Genomic DNA, 23265 nt, shown 5'->3' with positions numbered 1-23265 from the left:
TCTTGTAATTCTTTGCGTTCTTCGCGCCTTTGCGGTTCAAATGGATTGCCATAAACCCATCAATTCTTTCGCAATCGTTTCGTGTGACCACCGCTTTACCCGCTCCAGGCCTCGCCGCGATAGCTCGGCTCGTAGCTTTGCATCATCCTTCAGTCTGACGATGGCCGCTCGTAGTGCGGCCACATCGCCCTCTGGCACGATCAGCCCGGTGTCACCAATCGTCTCCGGGATCGCGCCAGAGTTTGAGCCGATGACGGGCAGGCCGCAAGCCATCGCTTCGATCAGAACCCGGCCAAACTGCTCCTTCCATTTTGGCGTGGTGAGCGAGGGCAGAACCAGCACATCCATCTGGCGCAAGTAGTCGTTCACCTGCTCCGGCCTCACGCCGCCCGTTACTTCGCCATTTACCGACTCCGGCCCTTTGCCTACAGCCAGCAGGCGCGCGTCCAGCCCGCGCACGGCTTCGTTCAACACTCTGATCCCTTTCTCCCTCACCAGCCTGCCGACGAAGCCAACAGTGAACTTGCCTTTGCCGCTTCGCGGCTCGGAATGACTTTTGGTGGAATCGATTCCCAGAATCGGGCTGACGACAATTTTGCCTGAGAAGCCTTTTGCTCTCAGTAAGTTCGCGGCCTCGGTGTTGCCGGCTATACAACCTTTGGCTTGGTTCAATGTCAAGCCTTCGATCCAACGCTGAAGCGGCGAGAGACGGCGAGCGAGGTTCTCCCAGATGAAGAAAGTGATTTTGATAGGCAGGCCGCGCGCCGCGAACAACCATTGCACCATCACCAGGCTTACCGGCTCTTGCTCGATGTGCAAAACGTCGGGCCGGGCTTGAAGCAAGATGCGGCGCAAGTTGGCGCGATAGAGAAAGGCGTTGTTGCGCCCGGTGAAGAGGGTCGGGAGCGAGATCAGGTTTTCATCAGGTGACGGCGGCACGTCGAACAAGGCCTCTTGCCAGCGGTCGGCGGTCACAACCGTCAACTCGACCCCGGCGGCGCGGAGCGCGTCGAACTTGATCCGGTTGGTCGGCGCGGCGTAGATGTGCGAAGTGAGGAGGACGCGCAGGGGTGTTTACCGCCTCAGCAGGGCTTCGATGCGAGCCACAACCATTTCGATGGCGACTTGATTGTGGCCGCCTTCGGGGATGATGACATCGGCGTAGCGTTTGGAGGGTTCGACGAATTCCAGGTGCATCGGGCGGACGGTGGTGAGGTATTGTTTGATGACCGATTGCGGCGTGCGCCCGCGCTCGGCCACGTCGCGTTCGAGGCGGCGGATGAAGCGCAGGTCGGCGTCGGTGTCCACGTAGATTTTCATGTCGAAGAGTTGGCGCAGGGCCGGTTCGGCCAGGATGAGGATGCCGTCCACCAGGATGACGGGCCGGGGTTCAACGCGCGCGGTCTGGCGGGCGCGGGCGTACGTCGTAAAGTCGTAGATCGGCACTTTAATAGGCTGGCCGGATTTTAGTTGGCGCAGATGCTCGATCAGCAGTTCTGTTTCGAGCGAGTCGGGATGATCGAAGTTGAGGGCGTCGCGCAGGGGCGGGGCGAGTTGGTCGAGGTTGTGGTAGTAGGCATCGTGGGGCACGGCGGCGATCCGGTCGGCTCCGACGTGGGTGAGGATGGCGTTGGCGACAGTGGTTTTACCGGAGCCGGTTCCCCCGGCAAGGCCGATGACAACAGGGGCGTGAGAGGGAGTCACTGGCTATTGTTTCGCCGCCGCAAACACGGCTTCAACATCCACCGAGAAGCCGTTCAAAAGCGCAGAGGAGGCTGACACGCCCGGCGCAAATTCGCCGTGAACGGCATACGCCACGCCTTCAAGTTTGAGAACGGTAATCTTTTGCTCTTGAGGGTCAATGATCCAGTATTCGGGGATGCCGCCTTCGGCATAGTCTTTACGCTTTTTCTCAAGGTCGCGCTCTCTGTTCTCCAGGCCCTCGCTCACCACTTCCATCACCAGGTCTGCCCCAAGCCAAAAGTCTTCGCCGCGCCGGGCGGCGTTTTGCGCAGACATGAACACAACATCTGGCTCGCGATATTTCTCTTCCCAAAGCTTGATGCGCAAGGGCGCGACAAGCACTTCGTTGCCGCAGTGTATCGCCGACTTTGAATCGGCGCATGTAAGGCGAAATGTTTTCAACCGTGAACGGTTTTGGCTGGGACACAAATCGGCTGAGGGCATTGTTCTTCGTCGTGTTGTCCACGCCCAGCAAGTCGAGCAGGCTGGTGGTGACGGGCGGCGCGGGGAAGATGACCTGCATTAACGCTACGATGATTCGGAGAATGGGAAGGGGCAGGGGGATCATCAGCCGCCGCGCGCCAATTGCTTGAAGCGCGCGCCGTTCAACTTCGGCGATGGTCAGCACCTCCGGCCCGCCAAGTTCAAAATCCTGGCCGAGGGTGGAAGGATCATCGAGCGACTTGACGGCGGCGGTTGCCACGTCCTCGACCCACACCGATTGAAACTTCGCCTGCCCGTCGCCGATGATAGGATAGATGATCGGCGAGAGCGGCGCGAGTCTGGCGAAGGTGTTGGCGAACTCGTCTTCCGGCCCCCAGATCACCGAAGGCCGGAACGCCGTCCACTCCAAACCCGAAGCGGCCACGTATTCCTGCGCTCTGCCTTTGGAAGCGAGAAAACGGTAGGGCAGTTTAGAGTCGGCTCCCAACTGGCAAATGTTGACGAAGCGGTTGACTCCGGCGGCTTTGGCCGCGTTTACAATATTGATCGTGCCCTGGTAGTTGATGGACTCATAGGTGCGACCGCCTTTTTCAATGGCAATCGCCACCGTGTGAATAACGGCCTCTACGCCTTTGACGGCGTTGGCAAGAGTCTCAGGCTTGGTGACATCGCCCTCGACCCACTCGACGTTCAGCCCGACCAGGCGGCCTTCAGCCTCGGCCCAGGCCCGGCTACGCACTAATGCTCGCACAGGTTTGCCCGCCTCTGCCAGCCGTTTGAGGATGTGACTGCCGAGATAACCGGACGCGCCAGTGACAAGAATCATAGAACCCTCTCAAGATTCAGCCAGACCTGCCGGGTCTTGCGAAGCATCTGTAGCGAAGCGAAATGGACGAGACCCGGCAGGTCTGAAAAGTTGAACTGAATCTTATCGCTGAATCAACGATTCGCCCGCGAGAGTTTGTTGAGCGTTCCCGGCTCGGCAAAGACGGCGATCTGATCGCCCGCCGCCAGCGCCTCGTGATTCTTCGGGTGCAGATCGGCGCGACCCTTTCGCTCAAGCAAGACGATGGTGCAATCGAAATTGTCCTCAACTTTTTCGATGGTTTGGCCGATTAGCGACGATTTGCTTTTGATGGAAAAACGGGCCAGACTGAGGGGACGACCGGAGAGGGTGATGGGGCTGGTGACGTCGGACTGGGCCGCCGCCCCGGCGATGGCCGGGGCGGCCAACGTGGAGGCGCTAAACACCTGATCGATCCCGAACTGATTTTCGATCTGTCGGGCGAACTCTTCGTCAAACACCCGCACCAGAATCCGGGTGCTGCTGTTGAGGGTGCGGGCCTTGATCGCCATTTGCAAATTCATAGTGTCATTGGAAGTGCAAACGATGACGACACGGGCGCGGGCGATGCCCGCCGCGTTCAGCGTCTCAGGCTTGGTCGCGTCAGCCTGAATGATGGGGATGTTCATCGTCTGCGCCTCGGCCAGCAAGTCGGCTTTGGGATCGAGTTCGATGACGACCACATCGTCGCCCAGGTTGTGCAATTCGCGCGCCACCCGAAAGCCGAGATGCCCCAGGCCAATCAGAATAATGTGATCGGAATACGTTGATGCGATTGCCATTTGCCAGGCCTCCCCTCGTAAGCGGCGATTGAAAAGCAGAACGCCAAAGTCTGCCCCGCGCGCCAGCAACGCCAGCCCGATGACGGGCATGACGAAAAAGAAAATCTGCCGATACCACTCGTTCGGAAACGACGTGTTGGCCTGCAGGAAAATCATGGACAGGATGAGGAAAGTGGACTCGGCCAATGACAACTCGGTTCCGGCGATTTTGGAAAGCTGAGAATACACCCAGCCGCCGACGATCAGGGTCAGGCTGAAACCGATCAGCGTGTCCTTGAATTCGTTGAGCAAAACGAGAGTGTCGCGGATGCTGGCCCGCAGGTTTCGCAGTTGTGGCAATCGATGTTTGGCGCGATGCCAGATAAGGTTCATGAGGGGAGATTTTACTTCAGAATGGGAAAGTCAAACGTAAAACGTGAAACGTCAAATCTCTAATCTCTAATTCTCTAATCACGTGTTTCCACACTTCACTCATGGCTTTCTGCCACGACGACCCAAACCAGACTGCGAGCCAGCGGCACACGTTCAATCCTGATTTCGAACCCGGCGGCCTGATAGGCTTGCGTCAGCCGGGGCGGCCAGCCGCCGCCGTCCGGCTCGGGTGCGGTGCTCTGGCCTGTCACCTCAAACAGCCATTGCGCCAGCCGGTCGGCGATGTGGCCGGGAATGATGGTGGCCGCCGGGACGAAAATCATGCGCCCGCCGCTCGCTCCGCTCGCCAGCACACGTTTGAACTCGCGCACGGCCTCAGGGTGAACGATGAACTCGGCTGGAAAAGTGGAGACGATGGTGGTGAAATGGCCTGACGGAAACGGCAGGGCGGTGACACTGCCGCGCACAAACGGTGGAAACAGATTGTGCCGCGCTAATTTCTTCTTGGCGATCTGGCCCATGTAAGGCGACAGGTCGAACGCCACCGGCTTGTAGCCTTTCGCCGCCAGATCAATTTGCAGATCGCCCGTGCCGTGCGCCACCTCCAACACGGTTTCGCCGACGATGAAGGGGATGGCCTGCCTCTGCCACTCGCGCCACTGGCCGACGGACACCGTCCAACTGACGAGGTCGTAAGTGAAAGCGAATTCGTTGTAGAGTAATCGAAAGAAGGCGCGGAGCAGTAGTCGCATAATTAGAGCACAGCCCCGAACGTAGCCAGTTCAATCCCATGCTCTTGAATGGCTTCTCTAACTTCAACTGACGTCAAAACCTTTATCTCTTCTTCTCTCTGCCGGTCGTAAGAGCTATTGTTCAAAATATCTTCATCTACGAAGCCGGGGTGACACATGATCTCGGTAACGCCGTCAGGCAAAGTGTTGAGGGTGTCGCACAAGTTGGCAAGAGTTGCGCCTTTACCAAAAAAACCGGCGACGAAATTGTCAGGGCGCTTGATTTGCCTTTCCTGAATCAACCGCCGGACATTTTCAGCGCTTTGACCGGCGAATGCGCCAGCTCCAGCTATGTCGTTTGTGTTGGCGTTAAAGGGGCTGCGAATGGAAACGCGGTATTCGTTGGCCAGGTCGAGCATGACATTGAAAGCAATTTGGCTGAGGTATGACGTGTGATGGTGGCTGTCGAGGTGATCGAGCATCGCGCCTGTCGCTAGAAATTTTCCGATCTGCGCCTGCCACTCGGCCCGAAGCTCAGCGGAATTGATGCGTTTTTCCATCATGACAAATTGAAACATAGAAGGAAAAAGGCCTCGACCAGTCACCAGAGACTGCACTTGTTCCGGCGGCAGGACCGGGTGACCGGCAGTAAGGGTGAGATGCACGCCCAGGCCCAGGCGGGGACATTCGGCCATTGCAACTCGCAAATCTTCTTGAGCAGTGGGGAAATTCATCATGGCCGTAGTGGTAGTAACGATGCCATGCAGATGGGCCTGGCGAATGCCTCTGGAAACAGAGGCGGTTCGACCGTAGTCGTCGGCGTTGACGATCAGGTGTTTAGACATCAGGTTTTCCTTGAGCGGCTTGGGCGCACAGCCCTTGATAGTGTTCGGCCATCATTTGGGTGATCGGCCCAGGCTCACCATTGCCGATCACTTGACTACCAACTCTCACCAGTGGCCGGACTCCGACGACAACATTGGTGAGAAAGGCTTCGCCGGCTTCAGCCAGTATTGTGATTGGAATTTCAGTCTCGACGATACGGCGTGGTGACGTTTCGAGCAGAAGGCCGCGAGCGACTCCGGACAACAAGCCGCAACGCAAAGCCGGGGTGAGGATTTGGCCGCCGACGACCAGAAACAGGTTTGAGGAGGTGGCCTCGGTAAGGTGGCCGTTGATGTTTTGCAAGAGCGCTTCGTCTGCGCCCGCCAGTTTGGCGTTTTTTTGGGCCAGCACTTTGTCGAGCGCGCTCAGGTGTTTGAGGTAGCACAGCGGTGAAGACGGGTCTGCTTTCCAGGGAACGAGGATGGCCCTCACCCCTTGATCGCCTCTCCCGTCAGTTAGCGCGCCGACGGGAGAGGGAGTATTGAAGGCTTGAATAAATAACGATGGGTGTGCGGAGGCCGGCGGCTCAAAGCCGCGTGGGCCGCCGCCTCGTGAAACGACAAGCCGCAGAATGCCCTCGCTCACATTATTCTCGTGGATCAAATTCCGGCTACGTTCGATCAACATGCCAGCATTCCAGACGGATGGGAATGTCAACTGTTCCAGCCCGTCGAGGAGCCGTTGCAGATGGCGGGCCAGGAAAAGCGGCTCGCCTTTGCTGATGCGGATCGTCTCAAACAAGCCGTCACCGTAAGCAAAGCCGCGATCACTCATACCTGCGACCGGCGAATCGTCGGCGAGTAGTTGGCCGATGCCGTTGGCTTCAACCCAGATTTTGCTCATGAGCTAATTTGCCTCACGTCAAAACCGAGCGCATTCGCCAACGCCTGCGCTTTGTGCAAAGTCTCTTCGTATTCGTCTTCGGGCTGTGAATCGGCGACGATGCCGCCGCCGGCATGAAAATAGGCCTGCCCATTGACGAGGGTGAGGGTGCGGATGGCGATGTTCAAATCCAGCGTTCCGTCGAAACCCAGATAGCCAATCGAGCCGCAGTAGACGTGGCGGCGCAGGCCCTCAAGCTCTTCAATGATCTGCATGGCGCGAATCTTTGGCGCGCCGGTGATCGAGCCGCCGGGGAACGTTGCCCGCAGCAAGTCGGCGCGAGTGACGTTGGGGCGCAATCGGCCTTCCACTGTGGCGACCGTATGCCAAACGGTCGGATAGGCTTCAACGCGGCGCAGGTCAGGCACGCGCACCGAGCCGAACTCACAAACGCGCCCCAGGTCGTTACGCTCCAAATCCACAATCATCACCAACTCGGCGGCGTCTTTCTCGCTGGCAATCAGTTCGGCTTTCAGGCGCTCGTCGTCGCCGGGCGTCTTGCCACGCGGGCGCGTGCCTTTGATGGGCCGGGTTTCGACGCGGCGCGCGAGCGGCGCTACAAACAAAAATCGTTCGGGCGAGGCGCTGACTATTTGGAAATCGCCGAGATCGAGAAAGGCGGCGAAGGGGGCCGGGTTGTTGGCGCGCAGTATCCGGTAAAGTGATTCGGCGGAACTGTTCAGCGGCGCCGTAAAGCGTTGCGAGAGATTGACTTGATAGATGTGTCCAGCGCCGATGCGTTCAAGGGCGCGCTCGACGGATTGGCAGTATTGAGGACGGGTGAAGTTGGACCTCACCCTCCTCTCCTGAACTCTAAAAGCGAGTTCAGGAGAGGGGGGAGAGTTTCGTAAGAATTGAATAAGCTCCTGAGCTGCCTCAATGGCTTTCGTTTCACGCCCTGGCAAGGGCAGGGCGATGAGGGCGCCGCTTTGCTGGTGATGATCAATCGCAATGAGATGATCGTAGAAAGCCAGGTGGATTTCGGGCAGTTGCAGATCGTCGTGAGCAGTGTCGGGTAGTCGCTCGATTTGGCGGCCAAGATCGTAGCTGAAGTAGCCGACCGCGCCCCCGGTGAACGGCGGCGACCCCGGTGAGGCCGCCACCGCGTGTTGAGCCAGCAACGTCTCCATTGCTTCCAGCGGATCACCTTCCCATTGGCGAGTCCCCTTGTCATCCCAAAGAGTCAGCACTCGGCCTCGACTCTGAAAGCGCAGAAACGGGCGGTGGCTCAGGAACGACCAGCGGGCAATGTCTCCCGGCCCGCCCTGGCTTTCGAGCAGGAAGCGAAATGGTTCGTGTGGGAGACGGTCGAACATCTCCACCGGCGGCTCGGGGTCGGGCCATGTTTCGAGGACGAGAGGCGTGATCATCGAGTCTGTAAGTATGGCAAGAACAGAGTCGCCAATCCCAAAAACAAACCAAAGCCAACGCAATCGGTCACGGTGGTGACGATGACGGCGGAGGCCAGGGCCGGATCGAGCTTGAGTAGCTTGAGCGTGAGCGGCACCAGGGTTCCGGCGATGCCGGCGGCGATCATGTTGCCAACCATGGCCAGCCCGATGATGAGGCCCAGCACCGGAATGCCTTTCCACAAGTAAGCGCCGATGGCAACACAAATGCCGACGGCCAGGCCGTGCAAGACGCCAATTCCGGCTTCGCGGGTAACGGCTCGCAAGGCGTCTTTAAATTCTATCTCGCCCAGGGCCATGCCGCGCACCATCATGGCCAGGGTTTGGGTTCCAGCGTTGCCGCCCTGGCCGGCCACGATGGATTGAAAGACAGCCAGCACCGCAACTTTGGCAATGGTGGCCTCGAAAAAACTGACGACTGAAGCGGCCAGAAAGGCGGTGAAGAGGTTGACGAGTAGCCAGGGCAATCGCTTTTTCACCGAGAGACTCATGGGGCTGAAGACTTGCAGGTCGCTGTCGGAAACGTTAGCCAGGCGATACATATCTTCGGTGGCTTCTTCTTCCATGACTTCGACAATGTCGTCGTGGCTGATCATGCCCACCAGCCGGCCTTCGGGGTCTACCACCGGCAGGGCAAGCAAGCCGTAGCGGGTGATGACCCGGGCGCACTCTTCCTGGTCGGTGCCAAGCGGGACGCTGATGATGTTGGGATTCATCACGGCTTCAACAGAGGTGGCTGGTTCGGCGATGATTAAGTCGCGCAGGCCGACGACGCCGATGAGTTTGCCGTTTCGGTCTACGACGTAAAGGTAATACGGCGTTTCGGTGTCCGGGTGAAGCTTGCGGATGTGCTCAATGGCTTGCTGGCACGTCATCTGCCGCCGCAGATGAGGAATGTCAGGCGTCATCAGGCCGCCGGCGGTGTCGTCCTCGTAGGCCAACAGTGGTTTGACGTCCTCCGCCTGCTCGGCGTCCATCTGGGCCAGGACGGTGGCGGCCCGTTCCGGTGAAAGGTCGCCCAGCACATCGGCGGCGTCGTCCGGCTCCATCTCGTCGAGCACGTCGGCCAGACGGTCTGGAGAGAGTTGAGCCGCCACTTGCATGGCGTCCTCATCTTCAAGTCGTTCGATGATCTCGGCGGTTTCTTCGGCGTCGAGCCGGGGCAGAACTTCGGCCTGGTCTTCCGGCTCCAGTTCGGCGAAGGCTTCAGCCTGGTCGGCGGGGTGGAGACTGGTGAGGGCAGTGATGGCTTCGTCCACCTGCCCGGCCTCGAGCGCGGCGCGGATACGGTCGAGGGTGCGATCAATCAACAGTTGTTCCATGGCGATCTCCTTTGGCTAAAGAATCGCGCCCCGACTGTTGAGTCGAGGCGCGGCTGAAGCGCGGAACAACTGAATGGGACTCAGCAGTGGGTGATGCCTGGGGGCGCGGTTTGTTGATAAGAGTCAGGGTCGGTATTCATGCAATCAGAAGGCAGTCGGCAGAAAGCAGTAGGCGGCAGCTTCAACAACTGCCTACTGTCTTCTGCCTGGCGCCTACTTAAAGTCGCCGGGCCGGCCCAACAGACGGGCCAGTTCTTCGGCGGCAGCGTCATCCACCAGAGCCAGCACTTCGTCTTCGGCTTGCAGAGTGGTGACGCCACGCGGCAGGATCATTTCGCCGTGGCGGATGATACCAGAGATGGTGCAATTTGGGGACAGGGGCAGGTCTTTAATGGCAACGCCAACTGCTTTGGCCCCCGGCCAGATTTTTTCTTCCACCAGCGAGAATTTGCCTCGCCGTAATTTGAGCATGGTCATCATGTCGCCGAGCGACATCTCTTCTTCGATCATCCGGGCCATCAGGTCGGCGTGGTTGAGGGCCACGTCCACGCCCATGCTGGGGGTGAAGAGCCAGGCGTTCTTGGGGTTGTTGATGCGGCCAATGATCCGCCGCACGCCGTACACTTCGCGAGCCAGCGAACAGACCACGATGTTATCGGCGTCGTTGGCAGTGACGGCGGCCAGCACCTGCGCCTTTTGAATTCCGGCGGTTTCCAACACTTGCGGGTCGGTGCCATCGCCTTCAAAGATCATCTCGGTGGGGAGTTCGCGATGCAAACTGGATAGAGTATCCGGGCGAGATTCAACTAGCCGCACTTCGTGGCCCTGGGCTATCAACAGCGTTGAGAGGTGAGAACCGGTGCGACCCCCGCCTACAATCATGACAAACATGGCTATTTCTCCCCCTTGGCGCGCAAGCGGCTTTCCAAAAGCATGGCGCCTTCAGCGGTAGCGGCCAAATTGACGACATCTTGAGTTTTCAATACAACCTCGAGGCCGGGCAGAGACGCCCGCCCGCCTCGCGTCAGCGCCACCGGCACCGCATTTGCGCCGGCGATCAGACTCTCCAGCGAACGGCCTTCCCATTCCTGAGGAACCGAGAATTCGTAGAGTTGCACTTCGCCACTGCCGGCAGAGAACACGCTTTTCAGGCCCGAGTGCAGGATGAGTTGTTCAAGCCGTTGCGCGCCCCACGACGACGAGGTGACGGTTTGAATGCCAAGCCTTTCATAAATTTGCGCCCGGCGTGGATTGTAGACGCGGGCTACGACGTGCTCGACGTGGAAGATGTCGCGCGCGGCGCGGGCGGCTACAAAGTTGACGCTGTCGGACGTGGTCGCCGCCACAAAGCCATGGGCGGATTCTATCCCGGCCCGTTTGAGCACATCTTCGTCAATCGCCTCGCCCTGAACCGTGCGGCCCCGGAAGTCCGGCCCCAGGCGGTCGAAGGAGCGGGTATTCACGTCAACGATAGTGACCTGATGATTCTGGCGCGCAATGGAAAGCGCCAGTTCGGCGCCCACGCGCCCGCAACCGACGATGATGATATTGTCCTGCGGCTTTTTCTCCGGATGATGTTTCTCTGTCATAAACCTTACTCCTGCTCCACATGATAAGGCACTTCGGTGATGACGATATTCTTTAGCCCCAGCAGGCCGAACTTGAGAAAGAAGGCTGTTTGCATATGGAGCAAGTTGTGCCAGCGTCTGGCCGGGACAAATTCCGGCACGACGATCGTGATGACTTCACTGGGCTGGCGCTGGTCGGCAATGTGCTGAATATAGTCTAACAAAGGCTCAATCAAAAGGCGATACTCGGATTGGATGACGTGCAGGCGCACACCGTCGCCCCAGCGATCCCATTTGCTTCTCACCTTTGTCTCCTCTACAGGATCAATGGCGACGTAGACTGCGGTAACATCGTCCGACACCGAGCGGGCGTAGTGGAGCGCGCTCAAAGCGCCGCTGTGCACACCGCTGATGGGTACGATCACCCGATGCCGTTTGATACGAGTGGGTGCGCCGAAGGAGTCGAGCGACAACCTGGCGGCGAGGTGTTTGTAGTGGCGGTGAATTCGCAAAAAGACGATGACGAGTGTGGGGATGATAATGATGACCACCCACGCGCCGGCAAACTGATCGCTCGGCTTAAACTTGGTAACGGCGAAGACGATCATCACGACAAAGGTGCAGATCGCGCCGAAGCCGTTGATAATTAACTTAAGCCGCCACTTTGGATCGTGATGAAGCACCGAGGCGATTTGAGGTTGCTCCTCACCGGGCTTGAGTTTGCCGCTCTTCCACCAGCGCACGGCCATGCCGGTTTGCGAGAGGGTGAAAGAGAGAAACACGCCGATGGCATAGAGCGGAATCAGGGCGTTGGTTTGGGCCTGGAAGATGATGATGAGCAGGGAGGCAAAAAAAGCCAGGGCGACAATGCCATAGGTGTAAACGAGGCGGCTGCCCCGGTAAGTCAACTGCTTGGGCAGGAAACCGTCGCCGGCCTGGATGGCGCTCAACCGAGGAAAGTCGGCGAACGAGGTGTTGGCGGCCATGATCAAGATTAACGTCGTCGCCCCGAGCAAGATCAGATACAGCGGAGTACCGGCGCCGTATATCATCCGGCCAATCTGCGAGAAGATCGTTTCGGTATGAGAGGGGACGGCCTGAATCTGCCGGGCCAGGAAAGTGATGCTCAGAAACATCACCGACAGGATCGAACTCATCCAGATCAGGGTAAGGCCGGCGTTGCGGCTCTTTGGCTCGGAGAAGGCCGGGATGCCGTTGCTGATGGCTTCCACGCCGGTGAGGGCCGTGCAACCGCTGGAGAAGGCGCGCAGGATCAGGAACAACGACAAGGTTTCAACCGCCTCGTGCGCTGTTTCGGCTGGCGGGGGCAACACGCCCAGCGTTCCGGTGAAATACCGGAACAACCCGACGCCGATGGTGAACAGCGTTGTCCCTAAAAAGAAATAGGTGGGAATGGCAAAGGCCGCTCCAGACTCTTTGACGCCGCGCAAATTGATCAGCATCATGAAGCCTACCATCGCCAGGGCAATCACCACCCGCCAATCGTAAAGCTGTGGAAACGCCGATGTAATCTGAGCCACGCCGGACGAGATGGAAACGGCCACAGTGAGGATGTAGTCGGTGAGCAGAGCCGCCCCGGCCACTTGCGCCGCTACTTCCCCAAGATTGTCGCGCGAGACAATGTAAGCCCCGCCGCCGCTTGGATAAGCATGAATCGTCTGCTCGTAAGAGATGGTGACAACGGCGAGCAAGACAGCAATTGTGAGCGCAATTGGCAGAGAGAGCGAAAGCGCGCCGGTTCCAGCCAGAATTAGGATGAGAAGGATTTCGTCGGTGGCGTAGGCGGTGGACGAGAGCGCGTCGGAGGCGAAGACGGCCAGCCCCACTTTCTTGCTGATGGTTTGATGAGGCGCATCGGCTGTGAGCAGGCGCGGGCCGATGAGCAGTGTTTTCAAAGTGCTAACTCTGGGTGGCTTGGCAGTGGTTGCCATGGGTATTCCTTTTTGGGCGTCGGGCGGGGCTGTCAACCATGCTGGCATGGCAGCGAGCGTCGCGGCGCAAAAGTGCGCCTACACTTGAGGTAGGTTTTGTTGACGGCGCGAAATCATACTCCTGTTTACATCCTTCGTCAAACTAAACCTTTTCAGACGCTTTTACGCGCAACCCGCTGAATTGAAGAATAAGCGCTCCATAAAACAGCGGCAACCACAGGGTGAACCCGCGATAAGCCAGGGCGATGATCACTGCCGCCTCCAACGGCACGCGAAGGGTTTGCAGAGACAGCGCCATGACCCCTTCCACAATTCCGATGCCCATCGGCGTGGGGGAAACGATGGTGAATAAAAACGCCATGCTGAACCCGGCGATCAGCGTGCCGACTGAAAACGGTTGATTGAACGCCAGGAAGAGCAGAAAGAGCAAACTGATGAGCAGGGCCTTACTGCTGAGCGCCACTGCAATGGGAAACAGCCAACTGCCCCGAGGCTGATTCCGCAGAGACTGCAAACCTTCGGCGGCCTCGGCGGCGAACTCGTGGGCATACGGCTCGGAGACCAGATCGCGTTTGAGGATGACGCGCGTCAGCCGGTTGACCAGCCGCGCCATCCACACCAGAAAGCGCTCCAGCGCCTCTGCCGACCGCATGCCCAGGGCCACCACCGAGATCAGCCCGATGGCGGCGCAAAACAAAATCAGCGAGGCAATCAATTCGCTCAGGTGCAAGTTGCCGCGCCGGAAGAGGACGATCAGGCCCAACACCAGCACCACGCTGAACGACATGTACTCGAAGACGATGAACAACACCCCGGCAATCGTCACCCGCGCCCTCGAATGGCCGCGACGGCGCGCGTCGTCCAACAACAGAGCAATGCCGCTCGCGCCGCCGGTTGGCGCGGCCACGTTGAGGAAATAACTCGCCAGCACCAGCGGCAACATGGACCGGACGCTGCGACTCATGCCCAGCACCCGGTAAGTGGCCCGGTACTGCGCTGCAAAGTTCAACAGCCAGGCCGCCTGAACCACAAAGGCAAGCCCGATCCATACCGGCCGGCCCCGTTGAATAACAGCGGCAAATTCTTCCAGACGACCCAATTGCGATATGACAAAGCTGACGGCCAGAAGCAAGAGAAGAGCAAAAACAAGTCGGCGCATGAGCGCGGTGACTATAACACAAAACATCCCGAAGGCGCTCGTGCCAACGGGATGGCGGGATGGTGTGCGCGCACTTGAGGAGCCAGCACCCCCAGGTGCGGCCTCCTCGCCAGTGCTATGCTCTTGGCCGTTCGCCAAGCGTCACCGGAACGGTGAGTGTTTGCCCGTTCCGCCAGACGGTGAGCGGCACCTGCTGGCCGGGCTGGTACTCAAGCAGGGAGTTGATGAACGGATGACTCTCGTCCAGAGTCGTGTCGCCGATGGCGGTGATAATGTCACCCGGCTGTATTCCGGCTTGCCTGGCCGGACCATCGCCGGCCAGGTCAGTTACATAAATACCCCAGGCCACACCGAGATTGTATTGGCTGGCAACAGCGGGGGTGATCGCCTGCCACTGCACGCCCAGATAAGGCCGGGCCACATAACCCTGACGGATGATCTGATCGCTCACCGCTCGGACGGTGTTGGCCGCCACCGCAAATCCCAGGCCTTCGGCCTGGTCGCCGGTAAAGCCGTTGCCGCGAACCACGAGCGTGTTCAAGCCAATCACTTGCCCGGCCAGATTCACCAGCGGCCCGCCGGAGTTGCCATGATTGATGGCGGCGTCGGTTTGGATCAAGTCTTCCATCTGGTAGCCGTTGTCGTTTTCAATGGTTCGCCCGGTGGCGCTCACCACGCCGACGGTGACAGTGTTCTTGAAATCGGAGCCAAGCGGCGAACCGATGGCAATGACCGACTCGCCGGGTTTGAGCGAATCCGAGTTGCCCAGTTCGGCGACGGCTGGAACGGAGACGCCGACTTTGATGACGGCCACGTCGGCAAACTGGTCACTGCCAATAAGTTTTGCTTCGGCAGCCTCGCCATTCTGGAAAATGACCGACAATGCGCGTTGGCCTTCGACGACGTGATTGTTGGTGAGGATGTAGCCGTCGTTTGAGATGATGACGCCCGAGCCCGAGGCCTGACCCTGGCCGGTGTCGTTGATGACGGTGACGACCGCCGGGCCGACCCTGGCTACCGCGTCTGTGATCGCGGTTTGCACATCCACTGTTTGAAGTTGTCCGCCGGTCGGCTCTTGCGCCGGCGGCAACGCCACCGGTTGTTGTTCCACCGCCGGCGCCGATGGTGGATTGCCGCGCGCGGCAAAGTACACTGCCGCCCCGCCTACGGCGGCGCCGCCGAATGCAACCACGCCGACGACGGCGAGGGCGATGAAGCCGATTGCGATGCGTTTGATTGACATTGAAGCCTCCCAAAATTTAATTTGAGATCATTGTGCTTGCTAAGACTTAGAACAGAATGAAAATGCGGGCAAGGTTGAATAAGAAAATAAAAAGACCTGACGGTTGATCTTTCGCAACCCGTCAGGTCTGAACTTATCCGGCGCTTATGAAGTTAGTTGCGCCGACGCCCGCCCATGCCTGAGAGGAGGAAGACGTAGTACAACAGTTGGGAAAGCGCGGCGGCCAAACCGGCCACATAAGTCAACGCCGCCGCGTCGAGCACTGCCTTCACGCCGCGTCCTTCTTCCGGGCTGGTGATCACGCCGGTTTCGGTGAGCAGAACCATAGCCCGCTTGCTGGCGTTGAATTCGACCGGCAACGTGATGAGGGCGAACACTGCGCCCGCCGCGAAGAAGAGCACGCCCAGCCACGAGACTTCTACGATGCGCAGAATCAGGCCGATGAAGATCAGAAACCAGCCCAGGTTCGAGCCAATGTTGACCGCCGGGACAATGGCCGAGCGGAACTTCAGCGGCCCGTAGCCGTCGCGATCCTGCATGGCGTGGCCGATCTCGTGCGCGGCAATTGCCAGCGAAGCCACCGAGGCGCTGTAACCTACGCCTTCGGAAAGCCGGAGAATGTTTTGGCGCGGGTCGTAATGATCGGTCAGTTGGCCGGGCACAGCTTCCAGCCGCACGTCGGACAGGCCGGCGTAGCGCAAGAGACGCTGGGCGGCGTCCGCGCCGCGCAGGCGCAGGCTGTTCGGAATCTGGCTCCACTTGCGATAAGCGCCGTCCACGCGCATCTTCGCCAGCCAGACCAGCAGAAGCGCCGGGGCCATGAAAAGAAGATAGGTGGGGTTAAAGAAAAACATGTGTCATCTCCGTTCTTGAAAATCCAAATCCCAATCCCAATGGCCAAAATCCAAAAACTTACGGCCAGGCTTATTTTGCCACAAAAGGCGTTAGCGGACCGTCAGAATGTTGAAACCTATTTGGAACTGCCCACCGCTTCGCCCTGAAGCACGTTCACGGCGGCGTCTAATTGCGGGTCGAGCAGGGCCTCACGATCTTCTTTAGTCAATTCTATTTCAATGTCAGGGGCGACGCCGATTTTGTCAATCGAACGTCCGTCGGGCGTGAGCCAGCGGGCGACGGTGATTCGGACACTGCCCTGATTGTTGGAAAGCTCCTGCCAGTTTTGCACTGTGCCTTTGCCGTAAGATTGCTTGCCGACGATCTGGCCCCGGCCATAATCCTGAATCGCCCCGGCCACAATCTCCGACGCGCTGGCGCTACCTTTGTTGATGAGCACCACCAGCGGGATGTCGGTGGCCAAGCCGCCCGGCTCCACGTCGAACACCTCCTGCTCGCCGTCGCCATAACGTTGAATCATGGCCGTGCCGTCGCCGATAAACTGGCTGATCACTTCCACGGCCGTGTCGCGCAGGCCGCCGGGGTTTCCGCGCAAATCCAGCACCAGGCCCTGCGGGTTCTGGAGCATCAACGCCTGTAATTGCGACTTCAATTCCTTTGTCGTCTTCTCGCCGAAGTTGTTGATTTTGACGTAGCCGATTCCGCCTTCCAGCATTTTACTTTCAACAGAGGGGATGGTGATTTTGGCGCGGACGATGTCGAACTCCAGCGGTTCGGCCTCGCCTTCGCGAGTGATGGTCAAATGGACGTTGGAGCCTGCCGGGCCGCGCACTTTGCTGATCACCGTGAACAAGTCCTGGCCGCCGATGTCTTCGCCATCCACTTCGACGATCAGGTCGCCGGGCAGAATACCGGCCTTTTCAGCCGGCGAGCCGGGGAGGGGGGAAATGATTTCGACGAAGTCGCCCTTCGAACTGACTTCGGCGCCGATGCCTTCCAACTCGCCGGCCGAATCGCTGAACAGGATTTCGGATTCGGCAGGGGTGCTGTAGCCGGTGTGGCGGTCGCCCAGCGCGGCCAACATGCCTTTGATTGCGCCGTACGCCAGGGCCTTGTCGTCCACCGGCTGGTCAACGTATTCTTGATGGACGAGCGACCAGGCTTCCCAGAAGGGCGCGAAGTCGTCGGCCAGTTCGCCGGGGGTGCCGCCCTGGCGCGGGTTGGCGGCGACGAGGCCGCCGACTACTGGCAGGCCGCTGAAGGTGGTGTTGTGGCCGACGACGAACCCGGCGCTGAAGACGCCGGCGGCGCAGAATGCAATGAAGGCGCCGATAAGAATCGAGCGAAGTATTTTCATAAAAAGTGTCTCCTGAACCGCTCACATCATATCGTAAAAGCATGAGACGGAGGTAAACTCATGATGAGTAACGCCTGACTTAAACGGAAAGTGCCCACCGCAGAGGCGGCGAGCACCTTGAGTCCGAACGCCAGACACCGGGCGTCTGACGATTTGAGCTACGGGGCGACAGTCAGCGTGCCAACCATCAGGGCTTCTTTGTGGCCGGGCACGTTGCAGTAATACTGGAAAGTTCCGGCGGCCGAGGGCGTGAACGAGAAGGTGATCGTCTGGCCGACGGCGACTTTTTGCTCGGCGACCATGTTGTCAATCAGGAAAGTATGTTCAAGCGCGCCGTCGTTGATGTAGGTGACGTTGACGGTTTGATTGACTTTGGCGTCAATGGCGGTGACATCGAAGGCAATGTCTCTGGCATGAATGGTGATGTTCAACGGTTCGGGCGCTGAAGTTCCGCCGCCACAGGCGGCCAGCGCCAGGCTGAACGCGGCAACCACAGCCGCGATGAAAAAGAAACGTTTGATGTTCACTTGTAACTGATCTCCTTAATTTTGTTTGTTGCATATCTGCAAAGATGTCTCTGATTATATCGCCATCGGTGAAAGCGGCACAATTAATCAATCCAGCGTTGCTTTTTGAACCACCACCACAGAATGACGGGCAGGACGGCCATTGCCGCCAGCCCGACGATGAGGAACTCGAGGCGGGAGAAGGGCAGCTATTCAAAGTTCATGCCAGCGTCAATTTCATTGGTGTCGAGATCGTTCGTGGCCGGATTGAATAGGTTCGTTGGCCAGGTCAATCCAGAACAGACCGTCCGCATCATGCAAGGTGATTTTCCAGTGCGTTTCCGGCAAGTCGGTGGTGATGCCGCCTTTGCTGTTGCGATAGATGGTTCGAATCATAGGCCTCTCAAATAGTCGTCGAACCGCTCGGAGTTGCAGGCGTCAATGTATTTGAGGAGTTCACCGCCGCCGAGCGGATAAAGCGGATGACAGGAGGTGGGCCACGCCCCGCGTGGGGCGGCCGCCACCGCGTGGACGGCGGGTGAGGGGATGTCGGCCTTATCCAGCTTGTCCACGATCTCTTCGGCGGTGATGATCGTCGTGCGGGCCAGCATCGCCAGTTCGATATCCACGCCGGGGTTGCCGCCGATGACGGCGTTGCCGGATGGATCGGCTTTGAGGGCATGAATGACGGCCACGTCGCAAGGGATGGCCGGGAAGGCGATGAGCGTTTCACCGTTGTAGGGGTCAACGACGGTTTTCACGTCGGGCCGCAGTTTGGGCAGGTCGGTGCCCAGCCAGCCGCGCCCGGCCATGAAGCCGACGTTGGCCAGCGCCGCCCTCAGCCCGAAGGCGAGGCTGGCTTCCGTCTCTTCGACGATTTCAATATCGCCCAAATTTGCGGCCTGGGTGAACATCGGCGCCAGCCCGAAGGCTTCGAGGCCAAAGTAGCAGGTTCGCACGCGCTTGATCAGGCCGGCGCCGACGAGGAGATCGGACTCGTAAGAGGCCGTGAAGGCGAGTAACGTTAATTGGTAATTAGTTATTGGGGATTGGCGAAGCAGTTCGCGGACGAAGGCGACCGGGCGGCGGTAGAGGGTCATGCCGCCGAGGGCGAGGGTGTCGCCCGGCTTCAGCAGGTTGGGCGTTTCGGAGAGCGGGAGGCGTTTATCTATCATGAGTCGCTTTCTTCTTCGTCATCCTCGGTCTTCGCTTTGAGTTGCTGGACTCGCTGATGCAGTTCGTCCAACTGGCTGTTCTGCTGTTTGCGGATCTCGGCCCCGCCGCCGATGGCCTTGCCCCAGATTTCAGCCTGCTTCTGCAAAACCTTGCCCTGGCCCAGGGCGCTGAACAATGCCAGGTTGATGCCGATGACCAGGCCGGCGACGCACAAGAGGGCGATGAGGGCTTGGGGGTTGGAGAGTAGTTTGTCCATAGTTCCGTCACTCTGCCTCTTCTCTTTCTTTGAACGCCAAACTTTTGATTACTTTTCCCGTTTCCAAAATCGCCTCCACCCGAAAATCCACCGCCGGGTCGGGCGTTAAGCCGTCGCCCACCAGAATCGTCGTCATGCCCAACACTTTGGCCGGGCGCAGGTTGCGCGGGCTGTCTTCGACTAAAATGCAATCGGCGGCCCTGGCGTTGAGGCAGGTGAGCAGAACCTGGTAGGCGTGCGGGAGCGGTTTGTTTTCAAAGTTCATCGCTCGAATGTCCACAATGCTTTCAAAGTGGCGGGCGACGCCGAGCCGGGCCAGCACCCGGTTGGCGTGATGAGCGTCGGCGTTGGTGAAGATGGATTTGAGGCCGGGCAGGGTGGCCAGCATTTCGTCCAGGGCCGGGCTTGGCTGAATGTAGTGCTCAAGGTCAACGTCGTGAACGTAAGCCAGATAGTCGTCCGGGCTGAGGTGAGGGAAGTCGGTCATCAAACCGCGAAGAGAAGTGCCATACGTTTGATAGTATCGCCGGCGAACCTCGTTGACTTGCGCTGGATCAATATGCGCCCGTTCGATCATGAAGCTGTTGATGCGCTCGCCGATCTCATCCCACAGGCCGTTGCCGGGCGGGTAGAGGGTGTCGTCGAGGTCGAAAACCAGGTGGGAAATGGGCACGAGGGGATTATACTGGATTGTAGATTGTGGATTTTAGATTTTGGATTGGGTGTATGGCTAAACTTTTTCTTGCGCTGGATTTTGGCGGAACGAAACACGCGGCAGGTTTGGTTCAAGTGGGTGGCCGCCAGTGGTTGGGGCAACGATGGAGTCCGGCCCCGCCGAACAGTGACGGTCTAACCGACCGGGCGGTGATGTTTGCGTTGGCCGACGAGTTGCTGGCCGGGCATCCCAGCGAGTTGGCCGCCATCGGCGTCAGCTTTGGCGGGCCGGTGGATTGGGCGCGTGGCCGAGTCATTCTCTCACATCACGTTCCGGGTTGGGAAGATGCGCCGCTGGTCGAGATGTTGCGCGAGCGTTACGGTGTGCCGGTGGCGATGGACAATGACGCGAATACGGCGGCGCTGGGCGAGTGGCGGTTCGGCGCGGGCATTGGGTGCGACAATTTGCTTTACATCACCGTCAGCACTGGCATCGGCGGCGGCTGGGTGCTGGGCGGGCAAATCTATCGCGGCGCGGATAGCATGGCGGGCGAGATCGGCCACCTGGCAGTTGACCCAAATGGCCCGGTCTGTGTGTGCGGCAAGCGTGGCTGTGTGGAGGCGATTGGCTCCGGCACGAACATCGCGCGAGCGATGAATGCGCGGCGGGGTGAGTCGGGCTGGACGGCAGAGAAAGTGAATCGGGAAGCAGAGGCGGGTGACCCGTTGGCAGTCGAAGTGATGGAAACGGCGGCGCGGGTGTTGGGGATCGGAATCGGCTACGCCATCACGCTGATGAATTCGCAGAAGGTGATCATCGGCGGCGGGGTGGCGAACGCCGGCCAGGTTTATTGGCGGACTCTACGGGCAACCGCCGCCGGTTATGTTCTGCCTCAGATGCGGGTGGAAATTGCCCCTGCCGCACTGGGGGCGTACTCGCCGTTGTGGGGGGCGGTGGTGCTGGCTGAAGCCCTGACTTAATTCTGGACAGAGTTAGTCGCCTTTGGATATATAATCAGTTTGAGTTGGAGGGCAAGAGCGGGCTGGTGGGAGTGTGGGTGTGGCGGGCGGCCCTGGTTACAAATTGAACACTTTTTGGGCTGGAAAATGATTAGCGAATTGGCGTAAATTAGGCTCTGAGGCAAAGGGCATGGAAATCAAACAAGCCGTTATGGTGCTGGCGGACATTAGCGGCTACACCCGCTTCATGAAAATGCACACTGTGAGCCTGCTCCACGCGGAAGCCATCATCGCCGAACTGCTGGAGGCCGTCATTGACCACACCGAACATCCGCTCACGTTGAGCAAGTTGGAGGGTGACGCGGCGTTTCTGTACGCAATGTTGGATGAGAGTAGCGACGGACGGGCCGCGGCGCAGGAGGTTGTCCAGCAGGTGACGGCTTTTGTTGACGCCTTCAAAGCCAAAGAACGGGCACTGATTGCCTGCAATGTCTGTGCGTGCGAAGCCTGCAACAACATCGGCCAGTTGAAGCTCAAAGCTTTCCTGCACGTCGGCCAGACCGCCATCAAAAAGATTCGGCAGTTCGAAGAGCTGGGCGGCGAAGACGCCATCGTGATTCACCGTCTGCTGAAGAACTCGATCCCGGGCAAAGAGTACATTGTCATGACGGATGCGTTTTACGAGTTGAGCGGCGGCCTGACAGGGCAGACTCCCGAAGGGCGCACCGAGGAATGCGAGGGCATTGGCCCGGTGCCCATCCGAGTCTATTACCCGATTGGCGAGGAGCCGCCCCTGCCGACCCCGCCTTCGCCTTTCTCGCCAAAGTCAGATGAATACGTGGCCCTCATTGATCGTTTCGACAACCACATGCGCCGTCGCATCCAGGGCCGCGAACCTCAGCCTAATTTCGGCCATTTGCCCAACGTCCGGCTCACTCCCTTCGACTGGTGGAGGATCGTGTGGGAAAACTTGGTGTTTATTGTGACCGTCCTCCCCAAAGTCTTGCGCGATCATCTGAGGCACAAGCGTTAGCCCCAAGAGGAGATGGAGATGGAGATCAAACGGGTAGCTTTGGTGATGGCCGACATCAGCGGCTACACCCGTTTTATGAAAATCCACACGATGAGCCTCCTGCACGCCGAGGCCATCATCACCGAACTGCTGGAGGCGGTGCTTGACCATGCCGAGTTTCCGCTTACCCTGAGCAAACTGGAAGGCGATGCGGCGTTCATGTACGCCACACTTGAGGACGACAGCCAGGCCAGCGCCGCCGCCGCTACGCGAGACATTCTGCGGCAAGTGACGGCATTCTTTGAAGCCTTCCACGCCAAAGAGCGCGCGTTGATTGCCTGCGATACCTGCCGTTGTGAGGGCTGCAACCACATCGCGGAACTCAAGCTCAAAGCCTTTCTCCACGTGGGTGAGGTGGCCTTCAAAAAAATCCGGCAGTTTGAAGAATTGGCGGGCGAGGATGTCATTCTCATTCACCGCCTGCTCAAGAACACCGTCCCGGCCAAAGAGTACATCCTGCTCACCGAGCGGTTTTACGAGTTGAGCGGCGGGTTCGGGGAGGGGCCGCTGGAGGCGCGCACCGAAGAGGCCGAAGGCCTCGGCCCGGTGGCCGTGCGCGTGCATTACCCGGCGGAGGACACTACGCCCCTCCCGCCCCGGCCTGCTCCGGCCCCGCCCTCGCCCGACAACCCGGAACTGATGGCGCTCGCCAACCGCATGAACGATTACGCCGTCAAACGGGCCTTGGGCCGCGTCGAGCAACCGCGCTTCAGTCATCTGCCCAACGTAAAATTAGGCCCGGCGAGTTTGCTGAGTTACTTCGTAGTTGGGATCGGCAACAATCTCATGGAAGCGATACATTATCGCTTGCAAAGGAAAGCGCGAGGCTCGCGGCCCATGCTGAGTTAGCCCGCTCGTTGCATCGTAGCACTCTGCAAATTCGCGGTCTCGCCGATAAGGAGGTGACTTGCGCCAAATGCCAGTAATCTTTCCGACAAGTTCTACAACTTATCTAGTTCGTGTCCAAGAAATGGTTAGCGCGACAAGCGCCAGCCCGACTTAACAATTTACAATAAAGGAAGCCTCAGGAGTAAGGTAGTGGTGTGTCCAAACCTATTCCTGGAGGCTTCCGATGTTCATCATAGCATACCCG

The 23265-nt window shown here is 59.0% G+C and carries 25 protein-coding genes; 3 read left to right on the top strand and 22 right to left on the bottom strand.

Annotated elements, in window-relative coordinates; genetic code table 11:
* Positions 1-36: 36 nt before the first annotated feature.
* The 22 genes from HYZ49_05250 to HYZ49_05145 all read right to left on the bottom strand — a co-directional run bounded on the left by HYZ49_05250 (position 37) and on the right by HYZ49_05145 (position 20159).
* Complete coding sequence (locus HYZ49_05250) at positions 37-975, bottom strand: glycosyltransferase family 4 protein (GenBank protein MBI3241682.1); 939 nt, start codon at positions 973-975, stop codon at positions 37-39.
* Positions 976-1074: 99 nt separating this feature from the next.
* Positions 1075-1704 (bottom strand): uridine kinase, encoded by a 630-nt coding sequence (udk, locus tag HYZ49_05245; GenBank protein MBI3241681.1) that lies wholly within the window; start codon positions 1702-1704, stop codon positions 1075-1077.
* A 3-nt stretch (positions 1705-1707) separates the two neighbouring features.
* On the bottom strand, positions 1708-1950 hold the full coding sequence (locus HYZ49_05240) for a Uma2 family endonuclease (GenBank protein MBI3241680.1): 243 nt from the start codon (positions 1948-1950) through the stop codon (positions 1708-1710).
* Positions 1913-3013, bottom strand: coding sequence for a complex I NDUFA9 subunit family protein (locus tag HYZ49_05235; GenBank protein ID MBI3241679.1), 1101 nt, complete (start codon positions 3011-3013; stop codon positions 1913-1915). The genes HYZ49_05240 and HYZ49_05235 overlap by 38 nt, the downstream gene beginning before the upstream one ends.
* Positions 3014-3126: 113 nt before the next feature.
* Positions 3127-4185, bottom strand: a complete 1059-nt coding sequence (locus HYZ49_05230; protein ID MBI3241678.1) for a TrkA family potassium uptake protein — start codon at positions 4183-4185, stop codon at positions 3127-3129.
* Between the two features lie 95 nt (positions 4186-4280).
* Positions 4281-4937, bottom strand: a complete 657-nt coding sequence (locus HYZ49_05225; GenBank protein MBI3241677.1) for a class I SAM-dependent methyltransferase — start codon at positions 4935-4937, stop codon at positions 4281-4283.
* A 2-nt stretch (positions 4938-4939) separates the two neighbouring features.
* A complete protein-coding gene (locus HYZ49_05220; protein MBI3241676.1) occupies positions 4940-5761 on the bottom strand; it encodes a ChbG/HpnK family deacetylase in 822 nt (273 codons plus the stop codon).
* Complete coding sequence (locus HYZ49_05215) at positions 5754-6644, bottom strand: aminotransferase class IV family protein (protein ID MBI3241675.1); 891 nt, start codon at positions 6642-6644, stop codon at positions 5754-5756. The genes HYZ49_05220 and HYZ49_05215 overlap by 8 nt, the downstream gene beginning before the upstream one ends.
* Entirely contained in the window at positions 6641-8053 is a 1413-nt protein-coding gene (gene pabB, locus HYZ49_05210; GenBank protein MBI3241674.1) for an aminodeoxychorismate synthase component I, read from the bottom strand. Before pabB ends, HYZ49_05215 begins: the two co-directional genes overlap by 4 nt.
* Entirely contained in the window at positions 8050-9414 is a 1365-nt protein-coding gene (mgtE, locus tag HYZ49_05205) for a magnesium transporter (protein MBI3241673.1), read from the bottom strand. Before mgtE ends, pabB begins: the two co-directional genes overlap by 4 nt.
* Before the next feature lie 213 nt (positions 9415-9627).
* Positions 9628-10305, bottom strand: a complete 678-nt coding sequence (locus tag HYZ49_05200; protein ID MBI3241672.1) for a TrkA family potassium uptake protein — start codon at positions 10303-10305, stop codon at positions 9628-9630.
* A 2-nt stretch (positions 10306-10307) separates the two neighbouring features.
* Positions 10308-11003, bottom strand: a complete 696-nt coding sequence (locus HYZ49_05195) for a TrkA family potassium uptake protein (protein MBI3241671.1) — start codon at positions 11001-11003, stop codon at positions 10308-10310.
* 5 nt (positions 11004-11008) lie between these two features.
* The gene (locus HYZ49_05190; protein ID MBI3241670.1) at positions 11009-12934 is read right to left on the bottom strand and encodes an APC family permease; all 1926 of its coding nucleotides are present in this window, start codon (positions 12932-12934) and stop codon (positions 11009-11011) included.
* A gap of 142 nt (positions 12935-13076) precedes the next feature.
* Entirely contained in the window at positions 13077-14093 is a 1017-nt protein-coding gene (locus HYZ49_05185) for a flippase-like domain-containing protein (GenBank protein MBI3241669.1), read from the bottom strand.
* 115 nt (positions 14094-14208) lie between these two features.
* Positions 14209-15336 (bottom strand): trypsin-like peptidase domain-containing protein, encoded by a 1128-nt coding sequence (locus tag HYZ49_05180; protein MBI3241668.1) that lies wholly within the window; start codon positions 15334-15336, stop codon positions 14209-14211.
* Positions 15337-15488: 152 nt separating this feature from the next.
* Positions 15489-16190, bottom strand: a complete 702-nt coding sequence (locus HYZ49_05175) for a zinc metallopeptidase (protein ID MBI3241667.1) — start codon at positions 16188-16190, stop codon at positions 15489-15491.
* Between the two features lie 116 nt (positions 16191-16306).
* On the bottom strand, positions 16307-17548 hold the full coding sequence (locus HYZ49_05170) for a S41 family peptidase (GenBank protein MBI3241666.1): 1242 nt from the start codon (positions 17546-17548) through the stop codon (positions 16307-16309).
* Between the two features lie 158 nt (positions 17549-17706).
* Positions 17707-18075: a cupredoxin domain-containing protein gene (locus HYZ49_05165; GenBank protein ID MBI3241665.1), complete on the bottom strand. Its 369-nt coding sequence runs from the start codon at positions 18073-18075 to the stop codon at positions 17707-17709.
* A 216-nt stretch (positions 18076-18291) separates the two neighbouring features.
* On the bottom strand, positions 18292-18450 hold the full coding sequence (locus HYZ49_05160) for a hypothetical protein (protein MBI3241664.1): 159 nt from the start codon (positions 18448-18450) through the stop codon (positions 18292-18294).
* Positions 18447-19229 (bottom strand): CoA transferase subunit A, encoded by a 783-nt coding sequence (locus tag HYZ49_05155; protein ID MBI3241663.1) that lies wholly within the window; start codon positions 19227-19229, stop codon positions 18447-18449. Before HYZ49_05155 ends, HYZ49_05160 begins: the two co-directional genes overlap by 4 nt.
* Positions 19226-19486 carry a hypothetical protein gene (locus HYZ49_05150; protein ID MBI3241662.1) on the bottom strand — a complete coding sequence of 87 codons (261 nt, stop codon included), beginning with the start codon at positions 19484-19486 and terminating at the stop codon, positions 19226-19228. The genes HYZ49_05155 and HYZ49_05150 overlap by 4 nt, the downstream gene beginning before the upstream one ends.
* A gap of 7 nt (positions 19487-19493) precedes the next feature.
* Positions 19494-20159, bottom strand: coding sequence for a pyrimidine 5'-nucleotidase (locus HYZ49_05145; protein MBI3241661.1), 666 nt, complete (start codon positions 20157-20159; stop codon positions 19494-19496).
* A 53-nt stretch (positions 20160-20212) separates the two neighbouring features.
* Between HYZ49_05145 and HYZ49_05140 the strand changes: the two genes are divergently transcribed.
* The 3 genes from HYZ49_05140 (at position 20213) to HYZ49_05130 (ending at position 23021) form a co-directional block, all read left to right on the top strand.
* Complete coding sequence (locus HYZ49_05140) at positions 20213-21121, top strand: ROK family protein (protein ID MBI3241660.1); 909 nt, start codon at positions 20213-20215, stop codon at positions 21119-21121.
* A 169-nt stretch (positions 21122-21290) separates the two neighbouring features.
* Positions 21291-22133 (top strand): DUF2652 domain-containing protein, encoded by an 843-nt coding sequence (locus HYZ49_05135; protein ID MBI3241659.1) that lies wholly within the window; start codon positions 21291-21293, stop codon positions 22131-22133.
* An 18-nt stretch (positions 22134-22151) separates the two neighbouring features.
* A complete protein-coding gene (locus tag HYZ49_05130; GenBank protein MBI3241658.1) occupies positions 22152-23021 on the top strand; it encodes a DUF2652 domain-containing protein in 870 nt (289 codons plus the stop codon).
* Positions 23022-23265: the final 244 nt, after the last annotated feature.

The organism is Chloroflexota bacterium (assembly GCA_016197225.1).
GTDB lineage: Bacteria > Chloroflexota > Anaerolineae > Anaerolineales > VGOW01 > VGOW01.
This window is presented reverse-complemented; position numbering and strand designations above follow the sequence as displayed.